The organism is Acidobacteriota bacterium, assembly GCA_016184105.1.
Lineage (GTDB): Bacteria > Acidobacteriota > Vicinamibacteria > Vicinamibacterales > 2-12-FULL-66-21 > JACPDI01.
Genome location: JACPDI010000021.1, coordinates 69,681 through 92,800, shown reverse-complemented (window position 1 = coordinate 92,800; position 23,120 = coordinate 69,681). Strand labels below are relative to the sequence as shown.

The window sequence follows — 23,120 nt, the reverse complement described above, 5'->3', positions numbered from 1 at the left end:
TTAGCTCTTTCCTTTTGCCTTGACGCCGTTCTTCACGTACGTCTCGAGCCAGTTCAACATCTCCGCCACGGTGTGGAGAATCGATTCGCGCGCCGCGTAGCCGTGCGCCTCGTACGGCAGCGTGACGTACCGGACCGTCGCGCCGTGGCCCTTGAGCGCCATGAACAGGCGCTCGGACTGGATCGGGAACGTCCCCGAGTTGTCGTCGATCTCTCCGTGAATGAGCAGGATCGGCTCGTTGATCTTGTCGGCGTAGAAGAACGGCGACATCTTCGAGTACACCTGCGGCACTTCCCAGAACGTGCGCCGCTCGTTCTGGAAGCCGAACGGCGTCAGCGTGCGGTTGTAGGCGCCGCTGCGGGCGGTGCCCGCGCGGAAGATATCGGAGTGGGCGAGCAGGTTCGCGGTCATGAACGCGCCATAGCTGTGGCCGCCCACCCCGATCCGGTCGCGGTCGGCGATCCCCATGTCGACCGCCTTGTCCACCGCCGCCTGCGCGCTCGCGACGAGCTGATCGACGTAGGTGTCGTTCGCCGTTTCGCCCGTCCCGACGATCGGCATCGTCGGCCCGTCGAAGATCGCGTAGCCCTGTGTGAGCATCAGCAGGTGGGACGCGCCGCTGACCGCCGTGAAGCGGTTCGGCGAGCCGACGACCTGGCTGGCGGCGCCCGGGTCCGCAAACTCGCGCGGGTACGCCCAGACGTACATCGGCACGCGCGCGCTCTTCTGGTAATTCGTGGGCAGGTAGATTGTCCCGGACAACGTCACGCCGTCCTTGCGCTCGTAGGTCACGAACTCGCGGTTGGCGAGCGCGGTGGTGATCTGCGGGTGCGGGTCCTTGAACGCCGTGAGCGCCCGGGCGGTGCCGGCGCGCAGGTCGCGAACGAGATAGTTCGGCGGATTGGTTCGCGTCTCGTATCGCGTCAGGAGCGTCTTCGCGTCGTCGCTCAGCACGTGGGCGACGTATTCGTAGCTCTTCTCGTCGCTGCGGTGGATGCGCTCGGTGGCGAGCGTCTTCAGGTCCAGCCGGTCGAGGAACGGGCGGTCGCCGTCTTTCGACGCGCCGTCACCCCGCAGGAAGATCGAGTCGCCGCGCTGCATCACGAGGCCGTCGCCGCCACCGCCGAATGGGGACGGGGTGGTGCCGGTGACCGTCAGCGGCAGGCCCGGATCGCCGTAGCGGTCTTCGTCGCTGCGGTCCCAGAGCTTGCGCGCCTCCGCGCCCGGCGCGTCAATCAGCCACGTGCGCGTCCGCCGCTTCGGGCGGTCGTACTCGCTGACGATCGCGACGCCCCTCTCAGTCCAGGCGATGCGGCGGAAGCGGTACTCCGTCTTCATCATCTCGGCCGGCTCACCCGTAAACGGCGCCCTCAGCGCGACGATGCGGTCGCGGAACGGGACCTGATTGCGCGGGTCTCCCTCGTCGAGCGCTTCGATCCAGACGGCCGTCGCCGGTTCCGCCCGGTTCCAGCGGTACCCGCGCGGGCCGGTCAGCACGCCGAGGATCGGCACGTGCTCCGCGGCCGGGAGGTCGGCGAGCTGGCGCACGGTCTTTCCGGCGCGGTCGAGAATGACGATGTGCTTCGGATAGCCGCTCGCCGGCAGCAGCCGCGAGAAGGGTCGCTGCAGCGTGGCGAGGAGCACGAACCGGCCGTCGGGTGAGGCGGAAAAGCTGTCCACGAGACCCGGCGTGCCCACCGGCACGCGCCGGCCCGTGATGGCGTCCACGAACTCGACCTGGCTCGTCGCGTAGTGATCGAACAGGTCGTCGTCGTGCGGCGTCTTGTTCAGGTCTTCGTAGGTGGCCACCGGCGCCGCCTTGCCCGAGTGTTCCTGCACGTTGGGTCCGGCGGGAACGGCCGGCTCCGCCGGTTCGGCGCTCCGGCCGGCGGGCACGAACGTGCAGAGCAGTTCCGTGTTGCTGTCCAGCCACTCGCAGGGGGTGTCGAGCGCGGCGTTCAGCGCCGGCGCGGTCGCCGCTCTGGCCTGCGCAGTCTTCACTTCGGCGATCCACAACTCGATGCCGCGCTCGCGGACGTTCGCGAAGGCGAGCCGGCTCCCGTCGGGGGAGAAGCCGATCGTCATGAGCTTCGATCCCGGGGGCAGCGCGACCGGCCGCTCGCTGCCGTCGATGGATTTCAGCGTCAGCCCAACGAGTCCGGGCAGGCGGTGCGGGCCGTTCGTGCGCGGGTTGATGCGCCGGAGTCCTTCAGCTGTGAGGCCGATGGCAAAGCCAGCCGTGCCGATCCTGAGGATGCCAGAGGTGCCCGCGATGACCGCTACGTCGCTGCCGGCTACGAACTGGAAGGAGGATGGCGGTGAAGCAGAACGGAACGATCAGCTTGCGCATGGCGATCACCTCGGGAGACGGTGATTCTACCTGTAGAATCCGCCTCCATCGTCTGCGCGCTCGTCCTGTTGGCCGCATCCCCCAATCCTCAAATCACCCAATCCTCAAATCCTCAGGTTTCTCCTCCCTTCTTCCCGGTGGGTGTCTGGTACGGCGGCGGCACCGCACGGGGGTGAATAAGGGGGACAGTCACACTTTCCGAAGCAACGGCCCAGGAAAGTGTGACTGTCCCCCTTATTCACCTCTAGCGGAGCGCCTCCTCCACCCTCATGAACGTCACCGGCCCGAGGTTGAGCGCCTTCACCGGCGCCTCGATCGCCTTGCGATCCCCGACGACGACCACCACGAACTTCCCGGGCTGCACGTATGTCTTCGCCGCCGCCTGCACCTGTTCGGGTGTGACCGCCTGGATCTTCTGCACGTAGGTGTTGAAGAAGTCCTCCGGCAGGTCGTACACGAACGAGGTCGCGAGCTGCGCGGCGATGTCCCGCGTGGTCTCGAAATCGCGCGGATAGCTGAGCGCCAGGTAGTTCTTCGCCTTCGTGACCTCTTCGGCCGGGATGGGCTTCAGCATCCCGTTCAGCTCGTTGAAGAACTCGGTCAGCGACTCCGCGGTCTTGTCCGTCTGGACGCCGGCGCCCGCGAAGAAAAGACCCGACACGCGCCGCATGTCGAACCCGGAACCCGCGCCGTAGGCGTAGCCGTGCTGCTCGCGCAGGTTCTGGTTCAGCCGCGACGTGAAGGACCCGCCGAGGATCGTGTTCATCACCTGGAGGATGTAGAAGTCCGGCGACGAGCGCGGCGCCCCGACCCACCCGATGCGAACCTGCGACTGCGCGCTTTCCGGCTTGTCCACGATGACCACCCGGCGCGCGCGCAACTGGGGCGGCGCGGTCACGGCGGCCGCCGTCGACGCGGCGCCCGCAGACGCCCATGAGCCGAACGCCTGCTCGAACAGCGGCAGCACGGCGTCGGCCGTGACGTCGCCCACGACGATGAGCACCCCGTTCGAGGGCCGGAAATGCGCCGCGTGGAAGGCACGCAGGTCGTCCGCGGTGAACGACTTCAGCGTGACGGTCGTGCCGACGCCGCCCGTGCCGTACCGATGCTGCGGCCCGAACACCACGAGCGGGAACGCGGCGCGCACGATCTCGCCGGGATCGTCGCGACCCTGCTGCAGGTCCGTCAGCCGCTCGTTGCGCAGCCGGTCCAGCTCGCGCTGCGGAAACGTCGGCCGGAGCGCGACGTCCGCCATGATCGGCAGGGCGTCGTTCAGCCGTGCGACCGGCACATGCAGTCTCACGCTCGACGCGTCCACGGAGATTCCCGCTGACAGCGACGCGCCCAGGTGGTCGATCGCGTCGGCAAGCTGGAGCGCGTCGCGCGCGCCGGCCCCTTCGTCCAGCATCGCGGCGGTCAGGCTTGCGAGGCCGAACTTGCCCGAGGGGTCCGCGGCGCTGCCGCTCCTCACGATCAAATCGACCTGCACAACAGGCACTTCGTGGTGCTCCACGATCCACACGCGCAGGCCGTTCGACAGCGCGCGCCTCTGGATCGCAGGCGGCGTCACCGGCGGCGCCGGGCCGAGCGCGGGCGGCCGGGATCGGTCCGCCTGCTGCGCCGCCGCGGGCGCCGGCAGGATGAGGCAAAGAACAATGGCGAGCGTCCTCATATCTCCTCGTGAGACTATTTCTGTGTCTCCGGAAGCACCGTCAGCTCGACGCGCCGTTCCTTTGGAAGGAACCTGGTGACGGCCGCGCGGATGTCCCCCGGCGCCAGCGCGCGGTACCGCGCGAGATCCTCGTTGAAATAATCGGGATTTCCGGTGGCGAAGTAGTACGCGTTCAGCCGATCGGCCTTGCCGCCGAAGCCGCCGACCGCCTCCATCCCGTCGAGGAACGACGCCTCGACCTGGTTCAGCGCGCGCTCCATCTCACGCTCGGCCGGCGGTTCGGCGCGGAGCCGATCCAGTTCCTCGTCGATGATCCGATGCACGTCCTCGATGGCCGCCTGCGGCGTGACCGTCCTGCCGTCCTTGCGGTCCAGCCTCGCGGTGACGACGATCTGGTACGTCGAGGCGAGCGCAGCCGACGCCTGGAACGCCGTGACGTCCTGCGCGATCTGCAGGTCGTACACGAGGCGCCGATACAGCCGCGAGTTCTTGCCGCCCGCCAGGACCTGGCTCACGATGTCCAGCGCGGCGTCGCCGGGGCGGTACTGCGCCGGCGTCACCCACGCGAGATACAGCCGCGGCAGCTGGACGCGATCGGTCAGGGTGCGCTTCTGGATGGAGGTCAGGAACGCGGGAGGCACGTCGAGCGGCGGCACCGGATCGCGCGGCTTGATCTCGCCGAACCACTTTTCCGCGAACGCCCTCGCCCGCGCGGCATCGATATCGCCGGCAAGCACGAGGCTCGCGTTGTTCGGCGGGTAATACTTCTGGAAGAAGTCCACCACGTCTTCGTGGCTCGCCGCCGTCAGATCGTCCATGTACCCGATCGTGGGCCAGTGATACGGATGCGCTTTGGGAAACAGCATCTCGTCGAGGACGATGCTCGCAAGGCCGTACGGCTGGTTCTCGTAACTCTGCCTCCGCTCGTTCTTGACCACGTCGCGCTGGCCGTTCACGCGCTCGGGTGACATGACGTCCAGCAGCCATCCCATGCGGTCCGACTCGAGGAACAAGGCCACCTCGACGGCGTTCGAGGGCGCGTCAATCCAGTAGTTCGTCCGGTCGCCGTTCGTCGATCCGTTGTTGCTGCCGCCCGCCGCTTCGAGCAGCGTGTCGAACTCCCCCTCCTTCACGTGCGCGGACCCTTCGAACATGAGGTGCTCGAACAGGTGCGCGAAGCCCGTTCGTCCCGGCTTCTCGCGCCCGGACCCCACGTGGTACCAGACGTTCACCGTCACCAGCGGCACGCTGTGATCCTCGTGCACGATGACGGTGAGGCCGTTCGCGAGCGTGAACTGCGTGTAAGGCACCTCGAGCTTCGGCTGCGCCGAAGCCGCGAGCGGCGCGAGCAACACGGCCAGAGCGATTCCGCAATAACGTCGTCGCATAGGTTGAGTCTTCCGTCCTGCGTCTTCCCTTTTCCCTTTTCCCTTTTCCCTTTTGCCTTTTCCCTTTTACCTTCTAGTCTATCCCCTGTGTTCTCCCACCGCCCTCCATCCGATCTGACGTCCACCGCGTATGCGGCGGCGCTCGCCGATCTCCAGGCGCGCGGTGTGCCGATCCTCGACCTCACGCAGGCCAACCCGACCGGCGCCGGGTTCGTATATCCACCATCCCTGCTCGCACCCCTGGCGGATCCTGCGGCGCTTCGCTACGAGCCGGCGCCCTTCGGCCTCGCCGCGGCTCGCGAGGCGGTCGCAGACGAGTATGCCCGCCGTGGCGTCCCCGTCTCCGCCGATCGCATCGTCCTCACCGCGAGCACGTCGGACGCGTATTCGCTGCTGTTCAAGCTGCTTTGCGATCCGGGCGACGAGGTGCTGGTCCCGGTGCCGAGCTACCCCCTCTTCGAGCATCTGACGCGCCTGGATGCCGTGAGGCTGGCGACCTACCCGCTCGAGTATCACGGCCGCTGGTCGATCGACCTGGCGGCGGTCGCCCGTGCGATCACGCCGCTCACCCGCGCCGTGCTGGTCGTGAGCCCGAACAATCCAACCGGATCGTACGTGTCCCGCCTGGAACTTGACGCGCTTGCCATCCTGTGCGTGGACCACGACCTGGCACTGATCGGCGACGAGGTGTTCGCGGACTATCCTTTTGACGAGCGAACGCCTGGGCCGAGCGTCGTGGAGCAGGACGTCGCGCTGGCGTGCTCGCTCGGTGGGCTCTCGAAGTCGGCCGGGCTGCCCCAGGTGAAACTCGGCTGGATGGCGCTGGCAGGTCCGGCTGCGCTCGTGGCGGAAGCGAACGCGCGCCTCGAGCTCATCTGCGACACGTATCTTTCCGTTGCGACACCGGTGCAGCATGCGGCTCCCGCGCTGCTCGGCGCGTCGAGCAGCATCCGCCGCCAGATCCGGGCGCGAGTGCAGTCGAATCGCGATTGGCTCCGCGAGACGACGAGGCGGACGCCGGAAGTGGAACTGCTGAACGCGGATGGCGGGTGGTACGGCGTGCTGCGGGTGCCGGCCACCTGCGGCGAAGAACGTCTGGCCCTGGAATTGCTCCTGCGAGACCACGTGCTGGTCCATCCGGGATACTTCTTCGACTTCGCCCACGAAGCGTTCCTCGTGGTCAGTCTCCTGCCTCGGCCCGACGAGTTTGCCGACGGCCTCTCACGCGTGATCGCGCGCGCGACCGCGGCCTGCTGAATGTCTCGACGCTTCGCCTCCGGCCGTCACGCAGGGCTCCTCGTCCCCCTGTTCTCGATCCCGTCGTCCACGAGCTGGGGGATTGGTGAAATTCCAGATCTCATCCATCTCGCCGATTGGATGCGTACGGCGGGGCAGGACTTCGTGCAGCTCCTGCCGGTGACCGCCGTCTCCGAAGCGGAGACGTCCCCGTACTCGTCGCTCAGCGCGATGGCGATCGACCACGTGTACATCGGCCTCGACCACCTGCAGGACTTCCGCGACATCGGAGGCGAGCGATCGCTGAGGCCGGCGCAGCGCGAGCAGCTCGCGCGCGTCCGTGCCTCCTCGCGCATCGAGTACGCCGAGGTGCGGGAGCTGAAGTCGGCGGCGCTCGCCGCGGCGTTCGATCACTTTTTCGAGCGTCACTGGAAGTGCGACACGCAGGTGGCGTCGGAGCTGCGGTCGTTCATCGCGCGCGAGCGCTGGTGGCTGGACGACTACGCGCTGTTCCGCGCTCTTCGCGAGGAGCACCACTGCCGCGCGTGGTGGGAGTGGGACGCCGGTGTGCGGCGCCGCGAGGAGCCGGCGTTGAGAGACGCGCGCGTGTCGCTGGCGCGGGAGATACTGCGGCACCAGTACCTGCAGTGGGTCGCCGACGGCCAGTGGCACGCGGTGCGGGCCGAGGCGGGTGCCGGGATCTTCGGCGACTATCCATTTGTCGTGAGTCGCGACAGCGCCGACGTGTGGGCGCGCCAGGGAGACTTCCTGCACGAGGCCTCGGTCGGCACACCCCCCGACGCGTTCAGCGAGACGGGGCAGAACTGGGGCCTGCCCGTCTATCGCTGGGACGTCATGGCCGCCAACGATTTCACCTGGCTGCGCCAGCGCGCCGAGCGGAGCGCGTCGCTGTACGACGGGTACCGCATCGATCACCTGGTCGGGTTCTATCGCACGTACGCGCGGCCGCCGGAGGGAGAGCCCTACTTCACCCCGTCCGGCCAGCCGGAGCAGCTCGCGCTCGGCGAGCGGCTGATGCAGATCTTCCTCGAGTCGGGGCCGGTCATCATCGCCGAAGATCTCGGTGTGATCCCCGATTTCGTCCGCGCCTCCCTCCGGCGGCTCGGGCTTCCCGGCTACCACGTCATGCGATGGGAGCGCGAGTGGGACCTGCCGAACCGGCCGTTCCGCGACCCCGCGAGCTGGCCCGCGCGCTCGGTGGCGACGAGCGGCACGCACGATACCGAGCCGCTCGCCGAATGGTGGAACAGCGCGGAGGAGGACGAGCGGCGCCAGTTCCTGGCGTTGCCACGGCTCGGGCGCCCCGGCCTCGCCCCCGAATCGCCGTTCACGCCCGCGCTCCGGGACGCGATCCTCGACACGCTCTTCCACTCAGGTTCGGAGTACCTGATCCTGCCGTTCGGGGACGTGTTCGGCTGGCCCGATCGCATCAATACGCCCGCGAGCACGAACCATGAGAACTGGCGCTGGCGACTGCCCTGGCCCATTGACCGGCTGGACGCCGAGGTGGAAACGCGCGAGCGCGCCGCCTTCCTCCTCCGCAAGGCGAACGACTCCCGCCGGACGTGATAGGTTTGCCGTGGTGCGTTTCCTGACCCTGACCCAGGCCCTGGCCCTGACCCTCGTCTTCTCCGCGACACTCGTCGCGCAGTCCCGTACGACGATCGCGCTCGACATCCTGTCTGACGGCACGTGCAGCATTGCCGTCCGCGGCGCCGGCGGCCGAAGCGAGATGAGCTACATGCCCCGCGCGCCAGGTCGTTGCGCGATTCCGTCCATACGCAACCAGGGGCCAGTGGACCTCGAGGTGCGACTGGCCGCGGGCGCGTCGATCCCGCCTGCCTCGGTTCCCGATCTCCGCTGGAGCACGGACGCGGGACGCCCTCGCGGTGTCGCGCAGCTTTCCGCCCCGCCCGAGTTCGTCGACGTCATGCCGGCGCGCAGGAATTCGCGGCGCGCGATGGCACTCATCCTGTTTGCCGCTGCGGCCGCCGCGGCGGTGTGGGCATTGGTGCATGGCCGGATTCAAAGATCCCGCGCTTGAGCGCGCGCTTGCCGGCGTGCTCGACGCGTTCGGTCCGGCCGGGATGTCGTTTCCCCTCGACGGAGACGACGGCACGACCGCGGGCGCGCTGCTCGAGTGCATGCAGGCTGAAGGTCTCGAGGCACGCGTGCACGAACCCTCGCTCTACCTGAGCGTCCCCGACCGCTCGGTGCTCGTGATCGACGGTGCGGAGATCGCTTCGCGCCCCGCCGCGTTCTCGCGCGCGACCGGCGCGAATGCCGTGTCGGGCGTTCCCGTGGCAGCCACCGCGGCCGGCGAGGAAGCCGTGGCGGGCCGGATCGCGATCCTGGACGGCCCGATCGCTCCAGACGACGTGTATGCGATCGAGCGGCGGGGAGCGCTCGCGCAGGTGTACATCGCCGCCGGCGATGACGTTCCGGACTCGGTCAGCACGACGGTATGGGGCGTGCCCACGCACGAGACGATTGGCCGCAGGCCGCGGACACCCGTGGTGTCCGTCTCCCGTCGCGAGCGGGAGCGCCTGATGCGCGCAGCCCAGGCCGGGCGACCCGTTTCGGTGGCGGCATGGCTCGTCGAGGAATGGCGGCAGTGCCAGATACCCGTTGGCGACATCCAGGGGGCCGACGACGCCGAAGAGTTCGTGCTCGTGCACGGCGGCGACGCCCCGGCACTGCTCGCGATGGCGTCGGCGCTGTGCGGCTGCCGCGACGATCTGCGGCGAAGCGTCCGCGTGGTCTGGTGGCCCGCGCGCATCGCCGGCGCGCACGCCGCGTCTGCCTGGTACGCGGACGCCTTCGCCGCCGAAATCGACGAATGGTGCGTGGCCCACGTGTGCGTCGACGCCGGCAGCGAGGCGCGCCTGGCGGACGCCACTTGGATGGCGGAGGCGGCGGAACTCTGCCTCGACGCGATGGCGGACTCAGGCGCGGAGGGTGTCAAGGGACGGCGCCCTGCGCGGTCGGGCGATTATTCGTTCAACCAGATTGGGGTGACCGGCCTCTTCGGGGGACGACGCTTCGACGGCGATTTGCGCGCGTATCTCACCGCGATCGCGCGCGTCGCCAACGCGCCGCTCCACCCGTTCGATTACACCGCCGCCGTCCTCGAGCTGGGGGCGGCCGTGCAGCGCTACCAGTCGGCCGCGGGCGAGGCAGTGAACCTGGGTGGCGTCTCGCAGGACCTGGGAGCACTGCGCCGCGCGATCGGCGCGTGGCGCTCGGACGCGGAGGCGGCGATTGCGCGCGATCCTGCTGACCGCGACCTCCGCCGCCGGCTGAACGCGACGCTGCGGCGCCTCGCGCGCGTGCTCGTGCCCCTCGGCTACGCTCGGGGCGAGCGCTTCGACCACGATCCGGCGGTGCGCTACTCGGCGTTGCCGCGACTCGAGGCCGCGCTCCACCTCGCCACTGCGGCCGCCGAGCTGACGCCGTTCATCCGCACCGCGCTCGATCGCGAGCAGAACAAGATCCGCGCCGGCATTCGTGAGGCGCGCCGCCTGGTCACGACGACGAGCACTGCGGCCACCTCCTGACTACCTCGGCAGGCACGTCCCAACGGCCTGCTCATCGACGCGCGGCTCGCCTATGATGGGAATCCGTGCCGCCGCACGCACGAAAGCTCCTCTTCTTCTTTCTGGCGTATCTCGCCCTGGCGGTGATCATGTTCTGGCCGCTCGCGCGCGACCTGCGCGCGGGCATCCCGCACGACGTCGGGGATCCGATTCTGAACGCCTGGATTCTCTGGTGGAACGCGCAGGCGATTCCGTTCACGGATCGATGGTGGAACGGGCCGGCGTTCTGGCCGCTGCCGAATTTCATGGCGCTCTCGGAGCACCTGGTCGGCATCTCCGTGCTCAGCACGCCGCTGCAATGGATGGGCGCAGGCCCCCAGCTCACCTACAACCTCGTCCTGTTGCTGTCGTGGCCGCTGTCGGCGGTCGCCGCGCACATCCTGTGCTGGAGGCTCACCGGGCGGCACGACGCGGCCGTCATCGGCGCGCTCGTCTTCGGCTTCAGTCCGTATCGGCTCGGACAGACGCCGCATATTCAGGTGCTGGCGTCGTGGTGGATGCCCCTCGCGCTCCTGGCGCTGCACCGCATCCTGCAGGCCTCGTCGCCGGCGAAGGCGGCTCCATGGCTGGCGCTGTTTGCCGCCGCCTGGCTCCTTCAGGCGTTCTCGAACGGGTACTTCCTGTTCTACTTCTCGGTGCTCGTCGGCTTGTGGCTCCTCTGGTTCACCGCGCGCTCGAGCGCCATCCGGGTGGGGCTCGTCATCGCGGCGGTGTGGCTCGCGGCTGGATTGCTGACCGTACCCGTGCTCCTGAAGTACAAAGCGGTCCATCAATACTGGAACCTGGCGCGCGGCTTCGACGAAATCACCGAGTTCAGCGGTGATGTCTCGTCATTTGTGACGGCGGCGGAGCTTGTCCGGTTCTGGCCGTTCAGGCCGGAGACGCGACCGGAGCAGCAGTTGTATCCCGGCGCGGCCGCCGCGCTGATGCTTGTTGCGGGTCTCGGCGCGGCGATTGTCTCCATCAGGCTGCTGGCGGCACTCGCCTCCTTCGCGTTCGGCGAATGGGAGCTCCAGTTCGGGCCAATCCACGCCACGGGTCGCCGCGCCGGCAAGCCGCTGACAAACGCGCTGGCCTGCTTCCTCGCGGCGGGCATGTTCGATCCGCGATTCCGCCATGCCTTCAGGTCGCGCTCCCCGCTGGCCTTTTACACGCTCGCGGCTCTCGTCGCTTTCGCGATGTGTCTCGGTCCGACGGGGCGGCTCATGGGAGAGCCGATCGTCGACAAGCCCCCGTACTGGTGGCTGATGAAAGTGCCGGGCGTGGACAACCTCCGCGTGCCCACGCGGTTCATGATGGTCGCCGTGCTGTCGTTCGCCGTCGCCGTCTCGCTGGCGTTCGCGCGCCTGACCCGCCAGCTGCCGCGCCGTGCGGCCATCGGGGCCGTCGCGGCGGCCATCGCGGCCGTGCTCGCAGACTCGTGGGCCACCGCGATCCCGATGCACGCGCCACGCGAGCAGTACGCGCTTCCCGAGACCCTGCGCGACACCTCCGTGATCGAGCTGCCGCTCGGAGAGATCGTTGACGACGATATCGCGGCGATGTCGCGCGGGATGTCGCACGGCCGCCCGGTGGCGAACGGCTACACGGGATATTTTCCGGGTCCGTACCAGATGCTGATCGCGGCGCTGCGCGAGCGGGATCGGTCCGCGCTGCCCGCCCTCGCCACGTTCGGCCGGCTCTGTGTCGTGATCGACGGCCGACTCCCGCTCGCCGCCGACTCCCGTGCGCTCACCGAGAGTTCGGGAGGACGGCTGGCGGGTACCGACCGCGACTACCTCTTTTACACGTTCGAGCGCCAGCAGGTGCCCGCCGACAGAACCGCTGCGCCGATCTCGATCCGGCGGGTCGTTCCCGAAGGGTGGACCGCGCCGGCGACGAGCGCCGCCGACGGGCGGCACGACACCTGGTGGGAGTCCCCCACCTGGCAGCATGGAAAGGAAGCCGTCACCGTGGAATTACAGGATTCGGCTCCCGTCGGCGCCGTCGCGCTCTCGCTGGCACGGCGCGTCACCGACTATCCGCGGCATCTCATCATCGAGCTCTCGACCGACGCGCGGTCGTGGTCTCGCGCGTGGGAAGGCGAGACGGCGGGCCTCGCCTACATCGCCGCCGTCAGGGACATCACCCGCACCCGCTTCACGATGTCCTTTCCGCCACAGACCGCCAGGTTCATCAGGCTTCGCCAGACGGGCCGATCCCTGGAGACCTACTGGTCGATCGCGGAGATCGACGTCAGCCGCTAGGGGTCAGGTCGTGAACGACCTGACCCCTCGCGGACTCTGTCGCTACGGCGTCGTCGTGCGCTGCGGCGGCGCCGGCTTCGGCAGCGGTTTGCGAGGCAGTTTCTCGTCGCGCATCGCGGCGTGATACGCAAAGGAGGCGACGATGACGGCGTTGTTCATCATGTCGGAAGGCTGGATGCGCTCGTAGACGTCCATGTTGGAGTGGTGCGTGCGCGTGTCGTACTCCACCTCGTCCTGGATGAACTGGAAGCCGGGGAGCCCCACGGCATCGAACGCGAGGTGATCGGTGCCGCTCGTGTCGCGGACGGTGAGCGTCGTCATCCCGAGGTTCTTGAACGGCGCCATCCACGCGGAGAAAATCGGCGCGATCGCCTCGTTGCCCTGGAGGTACACGCCGCGGATCGTTCCGGTGCCGTTGTCCACGTTGAAGTATCCGGCGAACTTCGCGTGTTCCGGCTTGAGCTGCATCGTCTCGCGGTCGGCGTAGTGCTGTTTGACGTAGGCGCGCGAGCCGAGCAGTCCCTGTTCCTCGCCAGACCAGAGGGCGATGCGGATCGTGCGGCGCGGCTTGAGACCCGCTGATTTCAGGATGCGCATCACCTCCATCATCACCGCCGAGCCGGCCGCGTTGTCGGTCGCACCGGTGCCGGCGTGCCACGAGTCGAAGTGCGCGCCGATCATCACGACTTCATCGGCCTTGTCCGTGCCCGGAATCTCGCCGACGATCGTGAAGGAATTCGGGTCGGCCTCGTGGAACGTGTTCCTGATGTTGAGCTCGAGCGTCACCGGAATCTTCTTGTCGAGCGTCCGGGCGATGCGGCCGTAATGCTCCGCCGCGATCGTGAGCTGCGGGATGGCGACGTAATTGGGATCCTTCGGGTCGCGCGGGTTCACGCCGCCCAGAAACACCGTGCCGCCGTCGCCGTTCCGCCCCTCGTCGAGCACGGCAACCACCCCTTCGTTCTTGAAGAATTGCATGCGCTTGCGGGTGATTTCCATGAACTGGCGACGCACCGCCTCGTTGTAGGCGGCGGGGCGCGGACGGTTGTCGTTCTCGGTTGTCATCTCCTCGAGCTGCCGCTCGGTGAACCGATTCGCGGCCGGCTCGAAAATCGGCTTCAGCTCGCGTGGCTCCCCGAGCAGGACGATCTTTCCGCGGAGCTTGCCGCGATGCTCCTCGAGGCCCTTCAGCTCGCGGTCGTTCGGGTCCATCTTCACGACGACCGCCTCGCCGGAGACCGGACCGCTGGTGCCGCCGCCCCACGCCTTTGAGTACCCGATGATCGGGTAATTCTGCGGCGACACGGCGCGGATGGCGGTGAGTTCGTTCGACCAGCCGGGGCCGAACGGGCCCCACGGCTCGAGCGTCACGTTGGCCAGGCCCCACTCGTTCAGCTTCTTCACCGCGTAGTCGGCCGCCGCCTTGTAGTTCGGCGAGTTGGTCAGGCGTGGCCCGTGCACGTCGGTGAGATAGCTGGTGATCTCCATCACCTTCGAGCGCTGGAATCCCTCTTCCTTGATGCGATAGATGGCGTCGTAATCAACGTTTTCCTGCGCCTGCTGCGCGCCGGTCGGCATCGCGATCGCGCCGGTCAGCGCAATCGCCATCAGCACGCGGCGTGGACGTGTCGCTCTCATTTCTTCTCCCTCCAGGGACTGGCTGCACAGAATAACACTGTGCTCCGATCACGCTTTTGTCATCGGTGTTCACGGGTTTGTAAGACCGTTGTCCACGTCCGGGACGCCGAAATGCTGACGAAGTCGTTACGGCGCAACCATTTCGTGCCGTACCCGTTGATTACGATTCTGCTGGAGCGGGCGTTGCAGCCCGCACGCGCGTAGAGGAGTGGACATGGACCCGGCCCAGGCAGAGCCGCGCGCGCTGGATGCGCCCGAGTTCGTCGACGGACTCGGCGAACGCACCCTGCTGGCCGATGCGGCCAGCGGTGACACCGTCGAGGTGCTTCACCTGCGCACGGCGCTGACCAGCGTGCCGTCCTTCGAGTTCGCGCTGCGCGAGCGCACGGCGCGCCTGGCGAATTTCCGCCAGAACGCGTTTGCCCGCGTGCGGCGCGTGGATCGCACCGCGACGGGCTTGTCGGTGGTCGCCGATCATGTCGGCGGCTTTCGTCTCGCGCAGATGCTGCGCATCGCCGAAGACCGTGGCCTCGCGGTGGACACCAACGCGGCGCTGTCGCTGATCCAGCAGCTGCTGCCGGCGATCGTGCTGCTGCACGAGAACGCGCGCGATGTGGCGCACGGCGCGATCGGGCCCGACCGGCTGATCGTCACGCCGCACGCCCGGCTGGTGGTGGCCGACTACGTGCTCGGCTCCGCGCTCGAACAGCTACAACTTTCGCACGACCGCCTCTGGCGGGACTACCGGATTCCGATGCCCCCGTCGGCCGGGGCGCCGCGCTTCGATCATCGCGCCGACGTGATGCAGGCAGGCGTCACGTCGCTGTCGCTGATCCTGGGGCGCACGCTCCACGAGGACGAGTTCGGGCGCATCAACGACCTGCTGGCGGAGTCCACCGAGGCTTCGGCCGGCGGCGCGCGCCAGCCGCTTTCGCAGGGGCTCCGCGGATGGCTGGCGCGCGCACTTCAGCTCGACCCGCGACGCCCGTTCCTTTCGGCGCGCGAGGCGCAGATGGGGCTGGACCAGATTCTCGCGGCCGATGCGCGCTACGTGGCCTCGGCCGTGGCGGTCGAAGCGTTCATGTCGCGCTGCGTGGACGCCATCATCGAGCTGCAGACGCCGGAGGAACCGCCGGCGCCCGCCCCCGCGCTGCCCCTGGCAGCGGTGGCACCCGTCGAGCCGCCCCAGGTCGAAGCGCCTCCCGCCGCGCCACCGCACGTGGCCCCGTCACCCGTCGCACCGTCGCACGTGGCACCGTCGCACGTGGCACCGTCGCACGTGGCACGTGAAGAGCCCCTCGATCTCGACGCGCTGCAGGCGTCATTTGGCGCTCCCGGTCCGATCGCTGAGGAGCCGGAGGAGCCGATGGTGCCGCTGATCGACATGCCGAGAGAGTCGCGCGGAACCTCGCGCGGACTCCGCATCGCGATCGTGCTGGTGGTGCTTGTCGCAATCGGCGCCGCCGGTGTGTTTGGCGCACGCACGTACATGTCCGCTCCGGCGGCGGCGCCCCCTGCGGCGGAGACCGGCACGCTCATCGTGCAGTCCTCTCCCGCGGGCGTGGACGTCGTGGTCGACGGCCAGGCACGCGGCGTGACGCCGGTGCGCCTGACGCTCAAGGCGGGGGCGCATATCCTCGAGCTGCGCGGAAAGGGGTTGCCGCGCGTGATGCCGGTCACGATGGCCGCCGGCGCGACGATGTCGCAGTTTGTCGAGTTTGCCGAGGCGGTGGTTCCCTCCACCGGCCAGCTTGACGTGCGCTCCGACCCGCCGGGCGCGCGCGTGACCGTGGACGGGCAAGCCGCCGGCACCGCGCCGACCATCGGCCAGAATCTGGCTCCCGGCGAGCACCGCATCGTGCTCGAGCACGAGGGAGCCACGGTGCAGCACACCGTCATCGTCGAGGCGGGCATGACGGCGTCGCTCGTCGCGCCGCTCGGGGCCGCGGTCACGGGACCCGCCTCCGGCTGGGTCGCGGTCACCGCGCCCTTCTCGATGCAGATCTTCGAGCAGGGCCGGCTGATTGGCTCGACCGAGACCGACCGCATCATGGTCCCCGCCGGCCGTCACAGTCTGGAGCTTGTGAACGAGACGCTCGGTTACCGCGTCACGCGCGTCGTGCAGGTGCAGCCCGGGAAGACCGCGGCCGTCGGAATCGAACTGCCGAATGGCAACGTCAACCTGAACGCGCTGCCCTGGGCTGAGGTGTGGATCGACGACCGCCGCGTCGGCGAGACGCCAATCGGCAACCTGTCGCTGCCCATCGGGCCTCACGAAGTGGTGTTCAGGCACCCGCAGTTCGGCGAGAAGCGGCAGGCGATTTCGGTCACGCCGTCGGCGCCCGTGCGCGTCAGCGTTGACATGCGGAAGTAGGCCATGCGAACCGTGTTTGCCACCGTCGTCCTGTTGCTCGTGACCGCCGCGCCGCTCGCGGCGCAGGACCCCCTCGTCTCGGCGCGCGAGCTGTACGCCTCGGCGCGCTACGACGAGGCGCTTGCCACGCTCGGCGCGATCAAGGTCGCCGAGGACGTGTCGGTGCGTCCCGAGGACGTGCGCGCGGTCGAGCAGGTCCGCTCGCTGTGCCTGCTCGCGCTCGGGCGCGCGTCGGAAGCCGAGGCGGCGATTTCAGCGGTCGTGACGGCGGATCCGTTTTACCAGCCGACCGACGCCGAAGCCGCGCCGCGCGTGCGGACGGCATTCTCCGACGTGCGACGCCGCATGCTGCCCGAGATTGCCGGCGAGCGATACACGGCCGCCAAGGCCACCTACGATCGCAAGGAGTTCGCGGCGGCGGCCGATCAGTTCAAGCAGGTCATTCAGCTGCTGGACGACCCGGACATGCAGGGCAGGCTGGCGGACATGCGCACGCTGGCGGGCGGATTCCTCGAGCTCAGCGAGGCCGCCGCGAAGGCGGCCGAGCCCCCGGTTCCACCCGAGCCCGCCATCTCCGCGCCTGCGGCCGCGCCGGCGCAGCCGATGATTTACTCGGCGGACGACACCCAGGTCGTCGCGCCGGTCACCGTCCGCCAGGAATTGCCGCGTCTGCCGTCGTCAATTGTGGCGTTGGCGCGCGACCGCGGCGTGCTCGAGGTCGTCATCGACGAGGCCGGGCGCGTCGAATCCGCCGCGATCCGCGCGTCGGTGCACGTCACCTACGACGCGATGCTCGTCGCCGCCGCGGCCGGCTGGCGCTACCGGCCCGCGACGATCGACGGGCGGCCCGTGAAGTTCCGCAAGCGCATTGCCGTGACGGTCGCTCGCCGCTGAACGCGCACTCAGCACGGCACTCGGCACTTAACACCTGGCAACTCGGCACCTGGCACGCCGCACCTGGCACGCAGCACATCTATACCTGCTGGCCCGAATCTGGCACTCCTGTCGGCGTGTCACCCGATAACCTCGTCAGCTTTCCTGCAAACGGTAGTGCTCGTGCCGTGTCCGATGCGTGCGCGGAGTTCTGTGCCCGCTGGCGCGGCAGCGACCTCGCCGAAGGCGCGCGCCTGCTGCGCAGCGTGTTGCCGCCCCGCGTCCCCGGCGCGCTCCAGCTCGTTCTCGCGCGCGCGCAGGGGGAGCTCGACGTACCACGGTTCGCCACCCCCGAGGAGTTTCGCGCCGCCGTCCGGCGTTTCATGCTTCACTCAACCAGCCTCGTGGATATCTCAGACGTGCGCCGCGCGCGTCGCGAGGCGCGGATCACGCTCGAGCGGCTGGCGCACGACACCGCGCTGCCGCGGTACGTGCTGCGTCAGCTCGAGTGGGGAGACTTCCGCCGGTGGCACCATGAAGGTTGGACCCGTCGCGTATGCGACGCGTACGCGACGGCCGCCGGGCTCGACCCCGCGCGCGTGCTCGCCATCGTCGAGGCGGAGCGCGCGCGCCAGATCGATGCGCCGGACGCCGCACTCGCGCCGGCGGTCCCGCGGGCGCGCCGTCGAGCGGGCCGTCTCGCCGCCGCGGCCGCCGTCTTCACGGCGGGTGTGATCGCCGGCGGCCTCGCGGTCGATCGCCTGCACAGCACGCCGGTCGCGCCGCCGCGCCGGGCCGCCACCGCGATTCCGCCGCCCGCTCCAGGTTCCACGGCGTCGGATGTGGCGCCGCGAGGAGCGAGCGGCGAGACCGATTTGCCCGTGCGCGAATCGTCCGCACCGGTGCCGGCCGGCGCCGTGCCGGTGCAGCCCCGGCCGTCGCCGCCCGAAGCGTCCGCCGACAACACGGCGCGACGCCAGCCGGAACCTTCGCGGAGCCTGCGCAAGGCGAGCGTGACAGGGTTGCCGAGTTTCTCTCCCGCGTTCTCGAGCGCAGGCAGCGCCGTCTTCTATCATCGCGACGAGGGGGCCGGGACCGCGCTGCTCAAGGCCGAGACCGACGCCTCCACCGGCGACCTGCGCGTGATCAGCCTCCTGCAGGACGGCGCGCGGAACTATCACGTGAAGCCCTCGCCGGATGGCTCGCGTATCGCCTTCGACTCGGATCGCGACGGCGAGCGCGGTGTCTATGTTGCGAACGCGGATGGATCCGAGGTCCGGCGCGTCAGCGGGCCGGGATTGGCCGCGGTGCCGAGCTGGTCTCCCGATGGAACCCGGCTCGCGTTCGTTCGCGGCGAGGCGGCCACGGCGGGTCGCGTGTGGAACCTGTGGGTGCTCGACCTCGCGTCGAACGCGAGCGTCCGCCTGACCTCCTACCGTTACGGGCAGCCGTGGGGCGCGTCGTGGTTTCCCGACGGCCGCAGGCTCGCGTACAGTCACGAGGATCGGTTGACCGTGCTGGACCTGGCCACCGGTGCGCGGCGCTTGTACCAGTCACCACGCGCGGGGCGTGTCGTGCGAACGCCCGCCGTGTCCCCCGACGGACGTCACATCGCCTTCCAGGTGCTGCGTGACGGCGCGTGGCTGCTCGATCTGACGGATGGATCGATGCAGCGTATCCTCGCCGATCCGACCGCCGAGGAGTTTGCGTGGGACGCCACGGGTCGCCGGCTCGCGTTCCACAGCCGCCGATCCGGTTCCTGGTCGGTGTGGATCATGTCGCGCCCCGCCGATCCGGCGTCATGAGCTGACCGAAGGCGTGCTATATTGCCTGCACCCTCATGAGGTTGCGGGCATTTGTGTGTCTTGCTGCGTTCGCCTGTCTCACCGCCTGCGAGCGCGCGCCCGAACCCGCACCGGCCGGCCGCGGCGACATCGTGCTCGTGCCCGACACCCAGACGTTCGAGGCGCGCGTCACGCCGAACGCGACGCTCGAGGCGATCTTTCGCACGCACCAGCTCCGTGCCGACGTTGCGGTCGCGGCGATCGAGGCCGTGCGCACCGTGTTGAGCCCGCGTATCCTGCGCGCCGACCAGCCGTACCGGCTCGTGCGGACGGTCGACGGCCTGCTGCGCCGCTTCGAGTACCGGATCGACGCGGATCGGTTTCTCCAGGTCTCCAACGTCGATCGCGATCAGCCGAATCGCTTCGACGTCCAGGTGATCGCGTACGAGAAGACCACCGAGGTTGCCGCGATTCACGCCGACATCGACAAGGAGCACCCGTCGCTCGTGGCCGCGATCGACGCGGCCGGCGGGAAGGTCCAGCTCGCGATTGGGCTCGCCGAGGTGTTCGCCGGCGACGTGGACTTCGAGAGCGATCTCCAGCCGGGCGACAGCGTCGAACTGCTGTTCGAGAAGATCTTCCGCGAGGGGGAATTTGCCGGTTACGGCAACCTGCTCGCCGCGCGGCTCAAGAACGATGGCCGCGATCTGCACGCCTACCGCTTCGTGCAGAACGGGAAGGCGGGCTACTACGACGAACGCGGGCGCTCGCTCCGGCGCGTCTTTCTCAGGTCACCGCTGAAGTTCGAAGCGCGTGTCACGTCAGGGTTCTCGTACCGCCGCCTGCACCCCGTGCACCGCAGCTATCGCGCGCACCTGGCGGTGGACTACGGCGCGCCGCACGGCGCGCCGGTCGTGGCGGTGGCATCGGGCATCGCCGTCTCGGCCGGGTACAGCGGCGGATCGGGGCTGATGGTCCGGCTGCGCCATCCGAACGGATTCGAGAGCTATTACCTTCACCTCTCGTCGCTCGGGAAGGGTGTCCGCGCCGGCACGAAAGTCGAGCAGGGACAACTGATCGGCCGCGTGGGGTCGACCGGCACCGCCACCGGTCCACACCTTGACTACCGCCTCAAGCGAAACGGCGCGTTCGTCAACCCGCTCACGATCCACCGGCGGATGCCTCCCGGCGAGCCGATCGCGGGCGGCGCGCGCGCCGCATTCGCCGCCGAGCGCGAGCGCATGATGCGCGAGCTCTCGACGACGCTCCTCGCGCGCGCCTCCGAGCCGCGCGCGCGCGACGCCGTCAAGGCCGCGCAGTAAAGGGGACAGTCACACGTTCCGCGGCCGACTGGGAAAGTGTGACTGTCCCCCTTTTCCCAAATCGCCAGATAGAATAGTCAGTCTATGGCCCTCATACGTCCCTTCAGGGCGCTGCGTCCCGCGCCCGAAGTGGCCCCGCGTGTTGCGTCGGTCCCCTATGACGTCGTCAGTACGGAAGAAGCGCGCGCGCTGGCCCACGGCAACCCCTTGAGTTTTCTCCATGTGACACGCTCCGAGATCGATCTGCCGCCCGACACCGATCCATATTCACCAGAGGTGTACGAGCAGGCGGTCCGCAATCTCGAGGAGCTCAAACGGTCGGCGCCGCTGCTCATCGAAGCGGAACCGGCGCTCTACCTCTATCGCCTTCGCATGGGCACGCACGAGCAGACCGGGCTCGCCGCCGCCTATTCGGTGGACGAGTACGACCGCGACCTGATTAAGAAGCACGAGCGCACACGCCGCGACAAGGAAGACGATCGCACGCGCCACATCACGCAGACGCGGGCCCAGACGGGCGTGGTGTTCCTGACTTACCTCGCGTCCGCCCCCGTGAACGGCATCGCCGCCCGGGTGACCGCCACCCCGCCGCTCTACGACTTCACCGCCGGCGACGGGATCCGGCACACCGTGTGGAAGGTGACCGGCGCGGAGATGAACGGCCTGGTGCAGGCCTTTGCGCAGATTCCCGTGCTGTACATCGCCGACGGGCATCATCGCGCCGCAAGCGCCGCGCGCGTCCGGTCGGCAATCAAGGGCGCGGACACGTTTCTCGCGGTCGCGTTCCCAGACGATCAGATGCAAATCCTGCCGTACAACCGCGTGGTGAAGGACCTGGCCGGGAACACGCCCGACGGCTTCCTGAAGAAGCTGAACGCGGTCGTGCCGGTGAAGGACGGGCGCCCGTCGCCGCCGCGGCCCGGGCTCGTCGAAATGTACCTGGCGGGGACGTGGCACGAGCTGGATCTGTGGAACGTCCGCCCGGCGGCGACGACCGATCGTGCCGAGACGCTCGACGTCAGTGTCCTCCAGCACAAGGTGATCGAGCCGCTGCTGAATATCCGTGACGTGCGGACGGACAAGCGGATCGATTTCGTCGGCGGCGCGCGCGGCGCCGGCGCGCTGCAGCGGCTGGTGGACGAAGGCAAGGCCGCTGTGGCGTTCTCGATGCACCCGGTGACGGTCGAAGATCTCATCGCCATCGCGGACGAGGGGGGCATCATGCCGCCCAAGTCCACGTGGTTCGAGCCGAAGCTCCGGGACGGCCTCATCGTCAACCTGATTTGATCTCGAGATGCAGTTATGAAGGTCCTCGTCGCAGACAAGTTCGAGAAATCCGGCCTCGACGGCCTGAAAGCCCTGGGCTGCGAGGTCGTGTACAACCCCGACCTCAAGAATGACGCGTTGACGGCTGCCGTTGCCGAGAGCAAGGCGGTGGTCGTGATCGTCCGCAGCACGAAGATCACCGCCGCCATGATGGACGCCGGCCAGATCTCGCTGATCGTCCGCGCGGGGGCGGGCTATGACAACGTGGACGTGCAGGCGGCATCGGCGCGCGGCATCTACGTGGCGAACTGCCCGGGCAAGAACTCACTCGCGGTGGCGGAACTGGCATTCGGGCTGATCCTCGCCCTCGACCGCCGCATCCCCGACAACGTGATCGACCTGCGCGCCGGCAAGTGGAACAAGAAGGAGTACTCCAGGGCGCGCGGGCTGCACGGGCGCAGGCTCGGCATCATCGGGTTTGGCAACATCGGCCAGGAGATGGCGCGCCGCGCCCAGGCGTTCGGGATGCACATCGCGATCTGGAGCGAGATCGGCGTCGAGGTCGATCGCTCCGGCATGCCGGTCGACATGCCGCTGCTCGTCCGGCTGCGCCCGTCCTCCGGGTACCCGGTGGAGCCGTTCGCCGAGGTCTGCGAGACGCCGGAGGAAGTGGCGGAGAAGAGCGACATCCTCACGGTGCACGTCGCGGCGAACGATCGCACGCGCCGGATGATCAACGCCAACGTGCTGAACCGCCTCAAACCGGGGTCGTTTTTCCTGAACACCGCGCGCGGCGAGGTGGTGGACTACGCGGCGCTCGCCACCGCGGTCAAGGAGCGCGACCTGCGCGTCGCGCTCGACGTCTACGACAAGGAGCCCGCGGCGGCGCAGGCCGACTTCGACGATCCGATCGTCAAGCTGCCCAACGTCTACGGCACGCACCACATCGGCGCGTCCACCGACCAGGCGCAGGAGGCGATCGCCGAAGAGACGGTGCGGATCATCCGGACGTACCTCGAGACCGGCCGCGTGCTGAACGTCGTGAACCTGTCGCGGCAGACACCGGCGAGCCACGTGATGGTGGTGCGCCACCGCGACGAGCCGGGCGTGCTCGCCCACGTCTTCGACGTCCTGCGGGACAGCCACGTCAACGTGCAGGAGACGGAGAACATCATCTTCACGGGAGCGCGGGCAGCCGTCGCCAGGATCAACCTGGACGGCCACCCGACCGACGATCAGCTGCGTCGCATCAGGACCGGCAACCCGAACATCTTCGACGTGCAGGTGGTGCCGCTCGGCGCCCCCGCCGCGTCATACCAGCTCGCCAGATCCCTGAGCACCTGGTAAGGAGTCA

General features: G+C 68.7%; 15 protein-coding genes. 11 read left to right on the top strand and 4 right to left on the bottom strand.

What is annotated here, in order from left to right; translation table 11 throughout:
- The 3 genes from HYU53_07940 to HYU53_07930 form a co-directional block, all read right to left on the bottom strand.
- Complete coding sequence (locus tag HYU53_07940) at positions 1–2,085, bottom strand: S9 family peptidase (GenBank protein MBI2221126.1); 2,085 nt, start codon at positions 2,083–2,085, stop codon at positions 1–3.
- Positions 2,086–2,594: 509 nt separating this feature from the next.
- Positions 2,595–4,022, bottom strand: coding sequence for an insulinase family protein (locus HYU53_07935; protein ID MBI2221125.1), 1,428 nt, complete (start codon positions 4,020–4,022; stop codon positions 2,595–2,597).
- Between the two features lie 14 nt (positions 4,023–4,036).
- On the bottom strand, positions 4,037–5,410 hold the full coding sequence (locus HYU53_07930; GenBank protein ID MBI2221124.1) for an insulinase family protein: 1,374 nt from the start codon (positions 5,408–5,410) through the stop codon (positions 4,037–4,039).
- A gap of 87 nt (positions 5,411–5,497) precedes the next feature.
- Here HYU53_07930 and HYU53_07925 point away from each other — a divergent pair, with 87 nt between their 5' ends.
- The 5 genes from HYU53_07925 to HYU53_07905 all read left to right on the top strand — a co-directional run bounded on the left by HYU53_07925 (position 5,498) and on the right by HYU53_07905 (position 12,509).
- A complete protein-coding gene (locus tag HYU53_07925) occupies positions 5,498–6,667 on the top strand; it encodes a pyridoxal phosphate-dependent aminotransferase (GenBank protein MBI2221123.1) in 1,170 nt (389 codons plus the stop codon).
- Positions 6,668–8,236 (top strand): 4-alpha-glucanotransferase, encoded by a 1,569-nt coding sequence (gene malQ, locus HYU53_07920; GenBank protein ID MBI2221122.1) that lies wholly within the window; start codon positions 6,668–6,670, stop codon positions 8,234–8,236.
- A 10-nt stretch (positions 8,237–8,246) separates the two neighbouring features.
- Positions 8,247–8,711, top strand: coding sequence for a hypothetical protein (locus tag HYU53_07915; protein MBI2221121.1), 465 nt, complete (start codon positions 8,247–8,249; stop codon positions 8,709–8,711).
- Positions 8,683–10,224, top strand: coding sequence for a hypothetical protein (locus tag HYU53_07910; protein MBI2221120.1), 1,542 nt, complete (start codon positions 8,683–8,685; stop codon positions 10,222–10,224). The genes HYU53_07915 and HYU53_07910 overlap by 29 nt, the downstream gene beginning before the upstream one ends.
- A 65-nt stretch (positions 10,225–10,289) precedes the next feature.
- Complete coding sequence (locus HYU53_07905) at positions 10,290–12,509, top strand: discoidin domain-containing protein (GenBank protein MBI2221119.1); 2,220 nt, start codon at positions 10,290–10,292, stop codon at positions 12,507–12,509.
- A gap of 42 nt (positions 12,510–12,551) precedes the next feature.
- Here HYU53_07905 and HYU53_07900 read toward each other — a convergent pair whose 3' ends face one another.
- Positions 12,552–14,117 carry a M20/M25/M40 family metallo-hydrolase gene (locus tag HYU53_07900; protein ID MBI2221118.1) on the bottom strand — a complete coding sequence of 522 codons (1,566 nt, stop codon included), beginning with the start codon at positions 14,115–14,117 and terminating at the stop codon, positions 12,552–12,554.
- 244 nt (positions 14,118–14,361) lie between these two features.
- On the opposite strand from HYU53_07900, the gene HYU53_07895 reads away from it, so the two are divergent.
- The 6 genes from HYU53_07895 to HYU53_07870 all read left to right on the top strand — a co-directional run bounded on the left by HYU53_07895 (position 14,362) and on the right by HYU53_07870 (position 23,113).
- Entirely contained in the window at positions 14,362–16,521 is a 2,160-nt protein-coding gene (locus HYU53_07895; protein MBI2221117.1) for a PEGA domain-containing protein, read from the top strand.
- 3 nt (positions 16,522–16,524) lie between these two features.
- Positions 16,525–17,415: a hypothetical protein gene (locus HYU53_07890; protein ID MBI2221116.1), complete on the top strand. Its 891-nt coding sequence runs from the start codon at positions 16,525–16,527 to the stop codon at positions 17,413–17,415.
- 167 nt (positions 17,416–17,582) lie between these two features.
- Positions 17,583–19,199 (top strand): PD40 domain-containing protein, encoded by a 1,617-nt coding sequence (locus HYU53_07885; GenBank protein ID MBI2221115.1) that lies wholly within the window; start codon positions 17,583–17,585, stop codon positions 19,197–19,199.
- A 53-nt stretch (positions 19,200–19,252) separates the two neighbouring features.
- Positions 19,253–20,500 (top strand): M23 family metallopeptidase, encoded by a 1,248-nt coding sequence (locus HYU53_07880; protein ID MBI2221114.1) that lies wholly within the window; start codon positions 19,253–19,255, stop codon positions 20,498–20,500.
- A gap of 84 nt (positions 20,501–20,584) precedes the next feature.
- Positions 20,585–21,787 carry a DUF1015 domain-containing protein gene (locus HYU53_07875; GenBank protein ID MBI2221113.1) on the top strand — a complete coding sequence of 401 codons (1,203 nt, stop codon included), beginning with the start codon at positions 20,585–20,587 and terminating at the stop codon, positions 21,785–21,787.
- 15 nt (positions 21,788–21,802) lie between these two features.
- Positions 21,803–23,113, top strand: coding sequence for a hydroxyacid dehydrogenase (locus tag HYU53_07870; protein ID MBI2221112.1), 1,311 nt, complete (start codon positions 21,803–21,805; stop codon positions 23,111–23,113).
- The last annotated feature ends 7 nt before the right edge of the window (positions 23,114–23,120 follow it).